Origin of the sequence: Janibacter sp. FSL W8-0316, from assembly GCF_038004165.1 — a bacterium.
Taxonomy (GTDB): domain Bacteria; phylum Actinomycetota; class Actinomycetes; order Actinomycetales; family Dermatophilaceae; genus Janibacter; species Janibacter indicus.
In genome coordinates this window covers 678,763-693,178 of the sequence record NZ_JBBOQX010000001.1, presented here as the reverse complement: position 1 = coordinate 693,178, position 14,416 = coordinate 678,763, and the positions used below count along the sequence as shown (strand labels likewise).

Genomic DNA, 14,416 nt, shown 5'->3' with positions numbered 1-14,416 from the left:
CGTGGCCGACCCCCTGCGCTCCGCCGATGTCGTCGCCCTCGGCGGCGGCCACGGGCTCGCGGCGAGCCTGTCCGCCCTTCGCCTCGTCTGCGAGCGGGTGACGGCCATCGTCACCGTCGCCGACAACGGCGGGTCCTCCGGACGACTGCGCGAGGACTTCGACGTGCTCCCGCCCGGTGACCTGCGGATGGCGCTGACCGCGCTGTGCGACGACGGCGAGTGGGGACAGACCTGGAGCGACGTGCTCCAGCACCGGTTCACCGGCGACGGGCACCTGGCCGGGCACGCCTTGGGCAACCTGCTCATCGTCGCGCTCTGGCAGCTGCACGAGGACCCCGTGACAGGCCTCGACCTCGTGGGGCGACTGCTGAGTGCCCGCGGCCGGGTCCTGCCGATGGCGGCGGTGCCCCTGGAGCTCGTCGCCGAGGTCAGCGGTCTGGACGCCACGGACCCCGCCCGGCTGGAGACGGTGCGCGGTCAGGTGGCGATCGCGCGCACCACCGGGCTCGTCGAGTCCATCGCGCTCGTCCCCGACAACCCGCCCGCGCGGCCGGAGTCCGTCGCGGCCGTCGACGCGGCCGACCACATCATCCTCGGGCCCGGGTCGTGGTACACCTCCGTGCTCACCCACCTGCTCGTCCCGCAGCTGCGGGAGGCGCTGGTGCATGCGCGGGCGCGCAAGGTCCTCACCCTCAACCTCGAGATGCACACGGCCGAGACGCGCGGCTTCTCGGCCACCAGGCACATCGAGACCCTGCACGAGACCGCGCCGGACCTCACGGTCGACGCCGTGCTCGCCGACCCGCAGACGATCGACGACCGTGACCGGCTCACCCGGGCGTGCGGGAGCCTGGGTGCGGAGCTCGTCGTCGCCCCCCTGTCCCGCCTCGACCACCCGGGGCAGCACGATGCGCTGCGGCTCGCGGCCGCCTATCGTGACATCCTCTCGTGACCGCGCACCCGTGATCACGACAGGCACACCGGAAGGAACCCACCGATGGCGATGACCGACAAGGTCAAGGACGAGCTGAGCAGGTTCGAGGTGACCAAGACCTGCTGTCGCAAGGCCGAGGTCGCCAGCCTGCTGCGTTTCGCCGGCGGTCTGCACATCGTCAGCCGCAAGATCGTCGTCGAGGCCGAGCTGGACACGGCCCATGCCGCGCGCCGCCTGCGCAAGGACATCGCCGAGCTCTACGGCTACTCGTCGGAGCTGATGGTGCTGGCGGCGGGTGGCCTGCGCAAGGGCAGCCGCTATGTCGTCACCGTGGGCGAGCACGGACCGGCCCTCGCCCGGCAGACCGGGCTCGTCGACGCCGAGGGGCGTCCGGTCCGTGGCCTGCCACCCCGGGTCGTCGGGGGTTCGGTGTGCGACGCCGAGTCCGCCTGGCGCGGAGCCTTTCTCGCCCACGGCTCCCTCACCGAGCCCGGGCGCAGCTCGTCCCTCGAGATCACCTGCCCCGGCCCCGAGGCCGCCCTCGCGCTCGTGGGCGCGGCACGGCGGCTGGGCATCCCGAGCAAGGCCCGCGAGGTCCGCGGCGTCGACCGCGTGGTCATCCGCGACGGTGACGCGATCTCCGCGATGCTCACCAGGCTCGGCGCCCACGAGGCCGTCATGGCGTGGGAGGAGCGCCGGATGCGGCGGGAGGTGCGGGCCACGGCCAACCGACTGGCCAACTTCGACGACGCCAACCTGCGTCGTTCCGCGCGCGCGGCGGTGGCCGCCGGAGCGCGCGTGCAGCGGGCCATGGAGATCCTCGGCGACGACATCCCCGACCACCTGCGCGAGGCCGGGCAGCTGCGCCTGGAGCACACCGGCGCCTCGCTGGAGGAGCTCGGCCAGCGAGCTGACCCCCCGATGACCAAGGACGCCGTGGCCGGGCGGATCCGCCGGCTCCTCGCCATGGCCGACAAGCGAGCCGAGGACGAGGGCATCCCCGGCACCGAGGCATCGCTGACCTCGGACATGCTCGACGGCTGAGGCCTGGAGCTGACCCGGGCGGGCCACCGACGAGACGGTGTGACGCAGGCCATAGGGTGGGTGCTGACCGGGTCGCTCCGGCGACTGCACTCGCACCACTGACGTGGAGGTACCCAGCGTGACAGTTCGAGTTGGCATCAATGGATTCGGCCGGATCGGCCGCAACTTCTTCCGCGCCGCCAAGGCCTCCGGGGCGGACATCGAGGTCGTGGCCTTCAACGACCTCGGTGACGACGCGACCCAGGCCCACCTGCTCGCCTACGACTCGATCCTCGGGCGCTACGACGGGAGTGTCTCGGTCGTCGACGGGGGCATCGAGGTCGACGGCACGCTCGTGACCTCGCTGGCCGAGCGGGACCCCGCCGCGCTGCCCTGGGGTGACCTCGGCGTCGACGTCGTCATCGAGTCGACCGGCTTCTTCACCGACGCGACGCAGGCACGCGCGCACATCGAGGGCGGGGCTCGCAAGGTCGTCATCTCGGCCCCGGCCAAGCACGAGGACATCACCATCGTCATGGGGGTCAACGACGGCCTCTACGACCCCGAGCAGCACACGATCATCTCCAATGCCTCGTGCACGACCAACTGCCTCGCGCCGATGGCCAAGGTGCTCAACGACGGGCTGGGCATCGAGCGGGGGCTGATGACGACGATCCACGCGTACACCGCCGACCAGAACCTCCAGGACGGCCCGCACAAGGACCTCCGGCGTGCCCGGGCGGCCGCGCTCAACATCGTCCCGACGTCCACCGGCGCCGCCAAGGCGGTCTCGCTCGTGCTGCCCGAGCTCAAGGGCAAGCTCGACGGCTACGCCCTTCGCGTCCCGACCCCGACCGGCTCGGCGACCGACCTGACCTTCCAGGCCAGCCGGGAGACGTCGGTCGAGGAGGTCAACGAGCTCATGCGCGCGGCGGCCGAGTCCGGACCGCTCGCCGGCAAGCTGGTCTACACGCAGGACCCGATCGTCTCCAAGGACATCGAGACCGACCCGGCCAGCTGCATCTTCGACTCCGGCCTGACCAAGGTCCTCGGCACCCAGGTCAAGGTCGTCGGCTGGTACGACAACGAGTGGGGCTACTCCAACCGCCTCGTGGACCTCGCGGCCCACGTCGGCGGCTCGCTCTGAGACGATGCCCCCACACCACCACCCGCATCGCCCGAAAGGCCACCGTGAAGACCACTGCTGACCTCGGGGACGTGCGCGGCAAGCGCGTCCTCGTCCGATCCGACCTCAACGTGCCGCTCGACGGCGAGACGATCACCGACGACGGGCGCATCCGTGCCTCCCTGCCGACGATCTCGGCCTTGGCGGACGCGGGCGCTCGGGTCGTCGTCTGCGCCCACCTCGGCCGCCCCAAGGGCGCGCCCGACCCGCAGTACTCGCTGGCTCCGGTGGCGTCGCGGCTCGGAGAGCTCCTCGGGGCGCCGGTGGCCTTCGCCACCGACACGGTCGGGGAGTCGGCTCGCGCGGTCGTCGACGGTCTGGCCGACGGTCAGGTCGCCCTCCTCGAAAACCTGCGGTTCAACGCGGGTGAGACGAGCAAGGACGAGGCCGAGCGCGGCGCCTTCGCCGACGAGCTGGCCGCACTGGCCGACGCCTACGTGTCCGACGGCTTCGGCGTGGTCCACCGGGCGCAGGCCTCGGTCTACGACATCGCGACCCGGCTGACGGCGGCGATGGGCTGTCTGGTGCGGGCCGAGATCGACGTCCTGCAGCGACTGACCCGCGACCCCGAGCGCCCCTACGCAGTCGTCCTCGGTGGCGCCAAGGTGAGCGACAAGCTCGGGGTGATCGACAACCTCCTCGGCACCGCGGACCGGCTGCTCATCGGTGGCGGCATGGTCTTCACCTTCCTCAAGGCCCAGGGCCACGAGGTCGGCACGAGCCTGCTCGAGCAGGACCAGCTGGCCACGGTGAGCGAGTACCTCGAGCGCGCGCAGCGTGACGGGGTCGAGATCGTGCTGCCGACCGACGTCGTCGCGGCCACCGCCTTCTCCGCCGACGCCGACCACGAGGTCGTCGCGGCCGACGCGATCCCCGCTGACCGGATGGGACTGGACATCGGTCCCGAGTCCGCGCGGCTCTTCGCCGACAAGCTCGCCGACTGCCGCACCGTCTTCTGGAACGGCCCCATGGGTGCCTTCGAGATGGCGCCCTACGCCGCCGGCACCGAGGCCGTGGCCCGGGCGCTGGTCGAGGCGACGAAGGGGGGAGCCCTCACCGTCGTCGGTGGTGGTGACTCCGCTGCCGCGGTGCGTCAGCTCGGCTTCGCCGACGAGGACTTCGGGCACATCTCCACCGGTGGTGGCGCCAGCCTCGAGTACCTCGAGGGCAAGAGCCTGCCGGGCATCGCCGTCTTCGACCAGGCCCAGGAGGGCTGACATGGCCACGTCGCGGACCCCGCTCATGGCGGGCAACTGGAAGATGAACCTTGACCACCTGCAGGGTACGCACCTGGTGCAGAAGCTCGACTGGACCCTGCGGGACGCCAAGCACGACTTCGGCGCCGTCGAGGTCGTCGTGGTCCCTCCCTTCACCGACCTGCGCTCGGTCCAGACGCTCGTCGAGGGTGACCGGCTCGCCCTGCGCTACGGGGCGCAGGACGTCAGCCCGCACGACTCCGGGGCCTACACCGGCGACATCTCCGCGGCCTTCCTCGCGAAGCTCGGCTGCGCCTACGTCGTCGTCGGGCACAGCGAGCGCCGCGACGGGCACTGCGAGACCGACGAGGTCGTGGCGAGCAAGGCAGTCGCCGCCTACCGGCACGGGCTCGTTCCGATCGTCTGCGTCGGCGAAGGCCTCGAGGTTCGTCAGGCCGGCGAGCACGTGGCCCACGTCCTGGCGCAGGTCGAGGGCAGCCTGACCGGCATCACCGCAGAGCAGGCCGCGACGCTCGTCATCGCCTACGAGCCCGTCTGGGCCATCGGCACCGGTGAGGTCGCCACGCCCGAGGACGCCCAAGAGGTGTGCGCGGCCATCCGCGGCAAGCTCGCCGAGCTCTACTCCGCCGAGACCGCTGACCGGGTCCGCATCCTCTACGGCGGCTCGGTGAAGTCGGGCAATGTCGCGAGCATCATGGCCGGCGCGGACGTCGACGGTGCACTCGTCGGAGGTGCTTCGCTCCAGGCCGAGGAGTTCGCCTCGATCTGCCGCTACCAGCAGCACCTCACCGCGTGATCGCGGGGCCAGGCGCGGGGACCGCGTGTCGCACACCCCGGCCTGGCCCACCATCCACGTGACAGGGGTATCCTGACCCGGGCGTCACCCGGTGACGCCGCACCCGAGACCCGACCGACAAGGACCTGATCGCGTGAACGCCGTCCGCATCGGACTGCAGGTGATCCTCGTGATCACCGGCCTGATCCTCACCCTGCTCATCCTCATGCACAAGGGGAAGGGCGGTGGCATGTCCGACATGTTCGGTGGCGGCATGTCCGCGTCGCTGGGCAGCTCGTCCGTCGCCGAGCGCAATCTCACGAGGTTCACGATCGTCATCGGCCTCGTCTGGTTCACGGCCGTCGTCGGCATCGGCCTCATCGACCGTTTCGACGCCTGACGCGTCACGCACCCACAGGAGCTTCGCATGGCAGGTGGAAACGCGATCCGCGGCAGCCGCATCGGCGCCGGCCCCATGGGCGAGGCCGAGCGTGGCGAGGCCGCCCCCCGCACCTTCGTCTCCTACTGGTGCGCCAATGGCCACGAGGTGACGCCCTCCTTCGCCGTCGAGGACGGCGTGGAGATCCCCGAGCAGTGGGAGTGCAAGCGCTGCGGCCTCCCCGCCGGCAAGGACAAGGACAACCCGCCGGCACCGCCGACCGCCGAGGTCTACAAGACACATCTCGCCTACGTCAAGGAGCGCCGCTCCGACAGCGAGGGCGAGGCGATCCTCGAGGAGCGCCTCGGCGAGCTGCGCGACCGCGGCCTGATTCGCTGACCCGCGGCCCCGACTCACCCCGACCGGACAGACCTGAATCCGCATTGCCCTACGGTAATGCGGATTCAGGTCTGTCTGACGTGGCTCCGGTCCGACTCGACAGCAGGTCCGAGCGTCAGGTGAGCTGGGAGGCGGCGGCCTCGTCGACGAGCCACAGCGTGCGCTCGAGCCCGCGGACCTGGGCGGCGCTGCTCTCTGCAGGCGAGGCGCCGGCGACCCCCTTCGCCACGGCCTCGGCCTTGTCCGCACCCGAGACGACGAACCACACCTCGCGCGACCTCGACAGGCAGCCCATCGTGAGCGAGACCCGGGTCGAGGGCGGCTTGGGCGAGTCGTGGACCGCGATGGCCAGGGCGTCGTCGCGCAGCTGCGCCGGGTGACCGGGGAAGAGCGAGGCCACGTGACCGTCGGGCCCGACCCCGAGGAGGACGACGTCCCACGCGCCACCGCCCGAGACCCGCAGCGCCCGCTCGTAGGCGGCTGCCGCCGCTTCGGCTGACTCGGAGTCGTCGGGCCCGGGCACGTGGTGGACCTTCGCCGGGTCGAGCGGGAGCCGGGCGAGGCCGGCATCGACGTTCTGGGTGTCGTTGCGGTCGACGTCACCCGAGGGCAGGTAGCGCTCGTCGCCCCACCACAGGTGCACGCGCGACCAGTCGACGACGGAGACCGCCGGGTGGTCGGCGAGAGCGGTCACGAGGGCGGAGCCCATGGATCCGCCGGTGAGCGCCACGTGCGCCGTACCGCGCAGGGCCAGGGCCTCCTGCACCGCGGCCAGCAACCGACCCGCGATCATCTGGGCCGTCGTCCCGGCGTCGGGGTGGACCAGGACGAGGGAGTCGGTCACGACGGCTCCTCCTCGAGACGGTCGCGCACCGCGCTCTTGACCGCCTCGGTGCTCCGGTCGGCATCCTCGGGGGATGCCTCGACCATCGCGCTGCGAATCGCCTCGCGCGAGGCCTCGGCGAGCTGCTCCGCCGTGCGGCGGGCATCGCTGGGGGAGGGCACGATGCCGTCCTTGACCGCGTCGGTCATCGTCACCCGGCGGCGGGTCACCTTGGGCAGGCCGCGCGTGAGCGCGTCCTCGTAGACCTCGTCGGGGTCGAGGCGACGCAACTCGTCGGCCAGGCACTCGGCGTCCGACCGGGGCGCGAGCGCGATCGCACGACGCGGCTGACCGGCCTGGTCGAGGGTCGCGGTGTCACCGGCAGGGGGACGCACGAGGTCGATGGGGCCGGAGGCGCGTTCCAGCCGCACGCTGACGATGCCGGTGCCGGTGCGGGACCTCACGATGGCCACCGGGCACCGCAGGCGGTGCTGGAGCCACCCCGCGAGCAGGTCGGCGGAGGGCGAGTCGGCGCCACCGACCACGGTCGCTGCGCTCACCTGCTCGAAGGGGGCACGGTCGAGCGTCGTGGCGAGCAGACCCCGCCACAGCGTGATCCGGCTCCATGCCAGGTCGGTGTCGCCGGGGGCGTAGGTCTTGGCCAGTCGCTTGAGGGTCGCCGAGGTGTTGTCGGCGGCGGCGCAGTCTGTGATCCGTCGCTGGGCCATCGCGCCCACGGGGTCCTGCGAGGCGTCCTTGGGAGCCTCGGTCGGCCACCACGCGACGACGGGTGCGTCGGGGAGCATCAGCGGCGTGACGACGCTGCGCGCGTGCCGGGTCAGCTCGCCGAAGAGCCGCAGGACGACGACCTCGGAGGCGCCGGCATCGCCGCCGACCCGGATCTGCGCGTCGAGCCGTGCCTTGCCGCGGGCATTGGCGAGGATGACGCAGATGATCCGCGCGGGGTGCTGGTGGCTCGCGGAGTTGGCGACCGCCAGGGCCTCCTCAGCGTCGTCCTCGGGGACGACGAGCACGAGGGTGAGCACCCGGCTGAGCGCCATCGCGCCGACGTCCTCACGGATCTCGATGAGCCGCTGGCTGATCTTCGAGGTGCTGGCATTGGGCAGGTCGACGATCACGGCATCCTCCAGGTGCGTCCGTCACGCTGCATCATCTCGTCGGCGGCGCCCGGGCCCCAGGTGCCGGCCGGGTACTGCTCGACCGCGGCTCTGCTCCTGGCCCAAAAGCGCTCGATCGGGTCGAGGATCTTCCACGAGAGCTCGACCTCCTCGTGGCGCGGGAAGAGCGGGGGGTCGCCGAGCAGGACGTCGAGGATGAGCCGCTCGTAGGCCTCCGGGCTGGACTCGGTGAAGGCACGCCCGTAGCCGAAGTCCATCGTCACGTCGCGCACCTCCATCTGGTTGCCCGGGACCTTGGCGCCGAAGCGCATCGTGACGCCCTCGTCGGGCTGGACGCGGATGACGACGGCGTTCTGGCCCAGTTCCTCGGTCTCGGTGTCGTCGAAGGGCAGGTGCGGTGCCCGCTTGAAGACCACGGCGATCTCGGTGACGCGACGCCCCAGGCGCTTGCCGGTGCGCAGGTAGAAGGGCACCCCGGCCCATCGTCGGGTGTCGACGTCGAGTCGCATCGCGGCATAGGTCTCGGTCGTCGAGTCGGCGGCGACGCCGTCCTCCTGCAGGTAGCCGATGACCTTCTCACCGCCCTGCCAGCCCGCGGCGTACTGCCCGCGGACGGTCGCGGAGGCGAGGTCCTCGGGCACGCGGACCGCTGCGAGCACCTTCTCCTTCTCGGTGCGCAGGGCCGCGGCGTTGAAGCTCGTCGGCTCCTCCATGGCGGTCAGCGCGAGCAGCTGGAGCAGGTGGTTCTGGATGACGTCGCGGGCGGCGCCGATGCCGTCGTAGTAGCCGGCCCGGCCACCGATGCCGATGTCCTCGGCCATGGTGATCTGCACGTGGTCGACGTAGTGGCTGTTCCACACCGGCTCGAACATCTGGTTGGCGAAGCGCAGTGCGAGCAGATTTTGCACCGTCTCCTTGCCCAGGTAGTGGTCGATCCGGAAGATCGAGTCGGGCGGGAAGACCTGCTCGACGATGGCGTTGAGCTCCTGGGCGCTCTCGAGGTCGTGCCCGAAGGGCTTCTCGATGACCACGCGTCGCCACGAGTCGTCGGTCGGTGTTGCCAGGCCGGAGCGCTGCAGCTGCTCGCACACCGTGGAGAAGAACCCCGGCGGGATCGACAGGTAGAAGGCGTGGTTGCCGCCCGTGCCGCGGGCCTCGTCGAGCTCGTGCACGGTCTGCGCCAGCAGGTCGAAGGCCGCCGGGTCGTCGAAGGTGCCCGGTACGAAGCGGAAGCCCTCGGACAGGCTGCGCCAGACCTCCTCGCGGAAGGGGGTGCGTGCGTGCTCGCGGACCGCGTCGTAGATGACCTTGCCGAAGTCCTGGTCGGCCCAGTCACGGCGAGCGAACCCCACGAGTGAGAACCCCGGCGGCAGCAGACCACGGTTGGCCAGGTCGTAGATCGCCGGCATGAGCTTCTTGCGGGCGAGGTCGCCCGTCACGCCGAAGAGGACCAGGCTGCAGGGCCCGGCGATGCGCGGCAGGCGCTTGTCGCGGGGGTCGCGCAGCGGGTTGCTGTCGGGCGTGACCCGGGCCGGGCTCATGCCCGGCCCCCCGCGAGGGCCCGCGTGACCCGTGCCAGCCCCGCGTCGTGGTCGGTGAGGTGCAGGACGAGCACCGGACGACCGTGGTCGGCGAGGACCTGTGCGTCACCCCCGGCCTGGGCCGCGATGAACTCGCCCAGCGTGAAGTCCCGGCCGGGCACGGGCAGGTCCTCCCGCGGGGTGTCGGTGACCTGCAGGTAGACGCCGGTCGCCGGACCACCCTTGTGGTACTGACCCGTCGAGTGCAGGAAGCGCGGCCCCCAGCCGAAGGTCACCGGCCGTCCGACCCGCTCGGCCAGGGCGTCGGCCACCTGCGCGAAGGGGGCATCGCCCTCCCGGTCGAGGTAGGCCATGACCGCGACGTAGCCGTGCTCGGGGTCGACCTGGGCGAGGAGGGCGGCGACCGCCGCGTCGACGTCGGCCGCGTCACCGAGCCAGTCACCACCGAGGTGGCGCACGCTGACCGGGCCGTCGGCGAAGTCATCGCTCACCTCGTCGCCGCCGGAGCCGGACATCAGGTCCCGGGCCGCCTGCTTGGCGCTCTCGACGTCGGGCTGGTCGAAGGGGTTGATCCCGAGGAGCCGGCCGGCCACGGCCGTGGCGACCTCCCACAGGAGGAACTGCGCGCCGAGGGAGCCCCCGACGTCGACCGTCGAGGCCGCGACCGGGGCGCTGTCGTCGCCGTCGTCGGGCACGAGCCGCACGATCGTCGCGTCCGTCGGGGGCGTGCGCCCGCCGGGGCGGGGGAGGACGACCGGCAGCAGCCCGGTGCCGTCCTTGCCGGTGGACTCGGCGATGAGCTGCTCAGCCCAGGCGCCCAGGCCACGAGCCTCGGTGCCGTGGTCGACGAGGTAGAGCTTGTCGCGAAGGGGGGAGGTCCCGCCGATCGCGGACCCCAGCCGCAGTGCGGGGTTGGCCTCGTCGTCCTCGGCGAGCAGGTCGGCGACGGCCTCGGCGTCGTCGAGGAGGGCCTCGATGTCGGCCCCGGCCAGGCCCGAGGGCACGAGACCGAAGGCGGTGAGGGCCGAGTAGCGGCCGCCGACGTCGGGATCGGCGTTGACCACCCGGTAGCCGGCCTCGCGGGCCTGCTCGTCGAGCGGGCTGCCCGGGTCGGTGACGACGACGATCCGGCCGGCCGGGTCGATGCCCGCATCGGTGAAGGCCTGCTCGAAGACCCGTCGCTGGGAGTCGGTCTCGACCGTGGAGCCGGACTTGCTCGACACGACGACCACGGTGCGCTCGAGCTCGGTGACTGCCCCGCGCACGACGTCGGGGTGGCTGGAGTCGAGGACCACCAGGGGCAGTCCCTCCGTCGCGCAGATGACCTCCGGCGCCAGCGAGGAGCCGCCCATGCCGCAGAGCACGACCCGGTCGAGGCCCTGCTCGCGCAGCTCGTCGCGCAGGGCCGAGACCTCTCCGACGAGGTGGCGCGAGGTGCGTCCCAGGCCGACCCACGACAACCGCTTGCCGGCCTCCTCCTCGGCGGCAGGCCCCCACAGCGTGGCGTCCTGCGCGAAGATGCGGCCCGCGACGCCGTCGGCGACGAGGGACGGGACGTGGGCGGTGACCGCGTCGGCCGCCGCCCCGGCCGCTGCGACGAAGAGGCTGGTCACTTCGAGGTCGCCTTCGCCAGCTCGGCGCTGACCCCGTCGAGCAGCTCGCCCCACGCCTTTTCGAACTTGTCGACGCCCTCGACCTCGAGCTTGTCGGTGACCTCGGTGTAGCTGATGCCCAGGGCCTCGAGCCGGTCGAGGACTTCTTGGGCCTGCGCGTAGCCATCGGTGATGGTGTCGCCGGTGACCTCGCCGTGGTCGATGGTCGCGTCGAGGGTCTTCTCCGGCATCGTGTTGACCGTGTCGGCCGCGACGAGCTCGGTGACGTAGAGCGTGTCGGGGTAGGCCGGGTCCTTGACACCCGTCGACGCCCACAGCGGACGCTGGCGGCGCCCCCCTTCGGCCTCGAGACGCTGCCACCTAGGCGTGCTGAAGACCTCCTCGTAGGCCTGGTAGGCGAGGCGAGCGTTGGCGACGCCCGCCTGGCCGCGCAGGGCCTTGGCCTCGTCGGTGCCGATCTCGTCGAGCCGTGCGTCGATCTCGGTGTCGACGCGGGAGACGAAGAAGGAGGCCACCGAGTGGATCTTCGAGATGTCCTTGCCGGCGGCAAGGGCCTGCTCGAGGCCTTCGACGAAGGCGTTCATCACCGCGCGGTAGCGCTCGAGGCTGAAGATCAGCGTGACGTTGACGCTGATCCCCTCGGCCAGGGTGCGGGTGATCGCCGGCAGGCCGGCCTCGGTCGCCGGGATCTTGATGTGCACCTGCGGCCGGTCGACCGCCGCGGCGAGCTCCTGGGCGGAGGTGGCGGTGGCCTCGGGGTCGTGTGCCAGTCGCGGGTCGACCTCGAGGGACACCCGGCCGTCGACACCGTCGGTCGCCTCGAAGATCGGGGCGAAGAGGTCGCAGGCCTCGCGTACGTCGTCGGTCGTCAGCGCGAAGACCACCTCGTCCACGCCCTTGCCCTCGGCCGCCAGGGCGTTGAGCTGCTGGGTGTAGGCGTCGCCGTCGGCGAGCGCCGCCTGGAAGATCGACGGGTTGGTCGTCACGCCGACGATGCCGGTGGTGTCGATGAGCTCCTGGAGGTTGCCCGAGCGCAGCCGCTCACGGCTGAGGTCGTCGAGCCAGACGGAGACCCCGGCCTCGCGCAGCGCGGCGATCGGAGCGGGTGCGGTGGGGAGCTGGTTGGCCATGACGGTCATCCCTTCGCGTTCTTGATGGAGGCCTTGGCCGCCTTGACGACGGCGGCCGGGGTGATGCCGAACTTGTCGTAGAGGGTCGCCGCGTCGGCCGACGCGCCGAAGTGGTCGATGCCGACGATCTCGCCGGCATCACCGACGATCTCGCGCCAGCCGAAGGGGGTCGCGGCCTCGACCGAGACGCGGGCCCGGACCGCGGCCGGCAGGACCTTGTCCTGGTAGGCCTTCGTCTGGGCGTCGAACCACTCGCGGCACGGCATGGAGACCACGCGGGTGCCGATCTTCGCCTTCTCGAGGGTGGCCCGAGCCTGCATCGCGACGGCGACCTCGGTGCCGGTCGCGACGAGGATGACGTCGGGCACGTCGGTGCTCGACTCGGCGAGGACGTAGGCGCCCTTGGCCGCTCCCTTCGCCGAGGCGTACTCGCTGCGGTCGATGGTCGGGGTGCCCTGGCGGGAGAGCGCCAGCGCGGCGGTGGAGCGGTTCTTGAGCACCTGGCCCCAGCAGACGCTGACCTCGTTGGCGTCGCCCGGGCGGACGACGTCGAGACCGGGCATGGCCCGGAGCGCGGCGAGGTGCTCGATCGGCTGGTGCGTCGGGCCGTCCTCGCCGAGGCCGATGCTGTCGTGCGTCCACACGTAGGTGACCGGCAGCTGCTGCAGCGCGGCCAGGCGGACGGCCGGACGCATGTAGTCGGAGAAGACGAGGAAGGTACCGCCGTAGACGCGGGTCAGCCCCTCGAGGGCGATGCCGTTCATCGCCATGCCCATGCCGTTCTCACGGATGCCGAAGTGGAGCGTGCGGCCGTACTCGTCGCCCTTCCACGTGTCGGTCTGCTTGCTCCTGGGCGTGAAGGAGGGCTGACCGTCCATCGTCGTGTTGTTGGAGCCGGCGAGGTCTGCGGAACCGCCCCACAGCTCGGGCATGACGTCGGCCAGGGCGGTGAGCACCTTGCCCGAGGCGGCGCGAGTGGCCAGACCCTTGTCGGAGGCCTCGAAGGTCGGCAGCGCCTTGTCGAGGCCCGCTGGGACCTTGCCGGCGACGACCCGGTCGAACAGCTCGGCCCGCTCGGGGTTGGCCTTGCGCCACGCGGCGAAGCTCTTGTCCCACTCCTTGTGGGCCTCCTTGCCCCGCTTCTTCACCGCGCGGGTGTGGTCGAGGACGGCCTTCTCGACGGCGAAGGACTTCTTCGGGTCGAAGCCGAGCAGCTCCTTGGTGGCCGCGACCTCGTCCTCGCCGAGGGCGGAGCCGTGCGAGGCGCCGGTGTCCTGCTTGGTCGGGGCCGGCCAGGCGATGATCGTGTGCAGCACGATGAGCGTGGGGGCCTTCGTGTTCTTCTTCGCCTGCTGGGTCGCGGCGAGCAGGGCGTCGATGTCCTCGACGTAGGCCTTGCCGTCACCGGTCTTGCGCCAGTCGACGTCGATGACCTCCCAGCCGTAGGCCCGGTAGCGCGCACCCACGTCCTCGCTGAAGGCGATGTCGGTGTCGTCCTCGATGGAGATCTGGTTGGCGTCGTAGATGACGTTGAGGTTGCCGAGCTCCTGGTGGCCGGCGAGCGAGCCGGCCTCCGCGGAGACGCCTTCCTGCATGTCGCCGTCGGAGGCGAGGCACCAGATCGTGTGGTCGAAGGGGGAGGTCCCCGGCTTCGCGTCGGGGTCGAAGAGACCGCGCTGGCGGCGCTGGGCCATCGCCATGCCGGTGGCGGAGGCCAGTCCCGACCCGAGGGGGCCGGTGGTGATCTCGACGCCCGCGGTGTGGTGGACCTCCGGGTGGCCCGGGGTCAGCGAGCCCCAGGTGCGCAGGGACTTCAGGTCGCTGAGCTCGAGGCCGTAGCCGGAGAGGAAGAGCTGGACGTACTGAGTGAGCGAGGAGTGCCCGACGGAGAGGACGAAACGGTCGCGGCCCAGCCACGCCGGGTCGGACGGGTCGTGCGTCATGACCTGCTGGTAGAGGAGGTAGGCGACGGGGGAGAGGCTCATCGCGGTGCCGGGGTGACCGCTGCCGCACTCCTGGACCGCGTCGGCGGCGAGGACCCGGCCGGTGTCGACGGCGCGCACGTCCAAGTCGCTCCACCCGGCCTTCTTCACCACGGGCATCGGCAGGTCGCTCGAGCGGGACGAGGTGCCCGCCGGGCCGGCGGGGTTGGCCGAGGCCACGGTGCGGGTCGTTCCCTTCGAGGCAGCACGACCGGCTGCCTTCTTCGCGGGAGCCTTGGGCGAGGTGTCGGTGTCCGTGCTCACGGAGGACCTTT

Annotated in this window: 13 protein-coding genes; 7 read left to right on the top strand and 6 right to left on the bottom strand. The window is 71.7% G+C overall.

Annotated elements, in window-relative coordinates:
• Position 1: 1 nt before the first annotated feature.
• The 7 genes from NYE39_RS03420 to NYE39_RS03390 all read left to right on the top strand — a co-directional run bounded on the left by NYE39_RS03420 (position 2) and on the right by NYE39_RS03390 (position 5,913).
• Entirely contained in the window at positions 2-952 is a 951-nt protein-coding gene (locus tag NYE39_RS03420; RefSeq protein ID WP_072624690.1) for a gluconeogenesis factor YvcK family protein, read from the top strand.
• Between the two features lie 45 nt (positions 953-997).
• On the top strand, positions 998-1,978 hold the full coding sequence (gene whiA, locus NYE39_RS03415; RefSeq protein WP_072624689.1) for a DNA-binding protein WhiA: 981 nt from the start codon (positions 998-1,000) through the stop codon (positions 1,976-1,978).
• Positions 1,979-2,096: 118 nt separating this feature from the next.
• A complete protein-coding gene (gene gap / locus NYE39_RS03410) occupies positions 2,097-3,104 on the top strand; it encodes a type I glyceraldehyde-3-phosphate dehydrogenase (RefSeq protein ID WP_072624688.1) in 1,008 nt (335 codons plus the stop codon).
• 44 nt (positions 3,105-3,148) lie between these two features.
• Entirely contained in the window at positions 3,149-4,360 is a 1,212-nt protein-coding gene (locus tag NYE39_RS03405) for a phosphoglycerate kinase (RefSeq protein ID WP_341011849.1), read from the top strand.
• A gap of 1 nt (position 4,361) precedes the next feature.
• Positions 4,362-5,156 (top strand): triose-phosphate isomerase, encoded by a 795-nt coding sequence (tpiA, locus tag NYE39_RS03400; protein WP_072624686.1) that lies wholly within the window; start codon positions 4,362-4,364, stop codon positions 5,154-5,156.
• A gap of 133 nt (positions 5,157-5,289) precedes the next feature.
• Positions 5,290-5,535: a preprotein translocase subunit SecG gene (gene secG, locus NYE39_RS03395; protein ID WP_072624685.1), complete on the top strand. Its 246-nt coding sequence runs from the start codon at positions 5,290-5,292 to the stop codon at positions 5,533-5,535.
• Positions 5,536-5,562: 27 nt separating this feature from the next.
• Positions 5,563-5,913, top strand: a complete 351-nt coding sequence (locus NYE39_RS03390) for an RNA polymerase-binding protein RbpA (RefSeq protein ID WP_072624684.1) — start codon at positions 5,563-5,565, stop codon at positions 5,911-5,913.
• A 115-nt stretch (positions 5,914-6,028) separates the two neighbouring features.
• On the opposite strand, the gene pgl is transcribed toward NYE39_RS03390, so the two are convergent.
• Genes pgl through tkt form a run of 6 tightly spaced genes read right to left on the bottom strand, consistent with a single transcriptional unit; the run spans position 6,029 to position 14,261 of the window.
• Positions 6,029-6,757, bottom strand: a complete 729-nt coding sequence (pgl, locus tag NYE39_RS03385; RefSeq protein ID WP_072624683.1) for a 6-phosphogluconolactonase — start codon at positions 6,755-6,757, stop codon at positions 6,029-6,031.
• Entirely contained in the window at positions 6,754-7,875 is a 1,122-nt protein-coding gene (locus NYE39_RS03380; protein ID WP_072624682.1) for a glucose-6-phosphate dehydrogenase assembly protein OpcA, read from the bottom strand. The genes pgl and NYE39_RS03380 overlap by 4 nt, the downstream gene beginning before the upstream one ends.
• The gene (gene zwf, locus NYE39_RS03375; RefSeq protein ID WP_072624681.1) at positions 7,872-9,416 is read right to left on the bottom strand and encodes a glucose-6-phosphate dehydrogenase; all 1,545 of its coding nucleotides are present in this window, start codon (positions 9,414-9,416) and stop codon (positions 7,872-7,874) included. The genes NYE39_RS03380 and zwf overlap by 4 nt, the downstream gene beginning before the upstream one ends.
• Entirely contained in the window at positions 9,413-11,029 is a 1,617-nt protein-coding gene (locus NYE39_RS03370) for a glucose-6-phosphate isomerase (RefSeq protein WP_072624680.1), read from the bottom strand. The genes zwf and NYE39_RS03370 overlap by 4 nt, the downstream gene beginning before the upstream one ends.
• A complete protein-coding gene (tal, locus tag NYE39_RS03365; protein WP_072624679.1) occupies positions 11,026-12,168 on the bottom strand; it encodes a transaldolase in 1,143 nt (380 codons plus the stop codon). Before tal ends, NYE39_RS03370 begins: the two co-directional genes overlap by 4 nt.
• Positions 12,165-14,261, bottom strand: coding sequence for a transketolase (gene tkt, locus NYE39_RS03360; RefSeq protein WP_192912270.1), 2,097 nt, complete (start codon positions 14,259-14,261; stop codon positions 12,165-12,167). Before tkt ends, tal begins: the two co-directional genes overlap by 4 nt.
• Between the last annotated feature and the right edge of the window lie 155 nt (positions 14,262-14,416).

What these genes read in the sequence shown, in the direction of transcription:
- NYE39_RS03390 (WP_072624684.1), top strand. Translation starts at nt 5,563, where the DNA reads ATGGCAGGTGGAAACGCGATCCGCGGCAGCCGCATCGGCGCCGGCCCC.
- whiA (WP_072624689.1), top strand. Translation starts at nt 998, where the DNA reads ATGGCGATGACCGACAAGGTCAAGGACGAGCTGAGCAGGTTCGAGGTG.
- zwf (WP_072624681.1), bottom strand. Translation starts at nt 9,416, where the DNA reads ATGAGCCCGGCCCGGGTCACGCCCGACAGCAACCCGCTGCGCGACCCC.
- tal (WP_072624679.1), bottom strand. Translation starts at nt 12,168, where the DNA reads ATGACCGTCATGGCCAACCAGCTCCCCACCGCACCCGCTCCGATCGCC.
- tpiA (WP_072624686.1), top strand. Translation starts at nt 4,362, where the DNA reads ATGGCCACGTCGCGGACCCCGCTCATGGCGGGCAACTGGAAGATGAAC.
- tkt (WP_192912270.1), bottom strand. Translation starts at nt 14,261, where the DNA reads ATGCCCGTGGTGAAGAAGGCCGGGTGGAGCGACTTGGACGTGCGCGCC.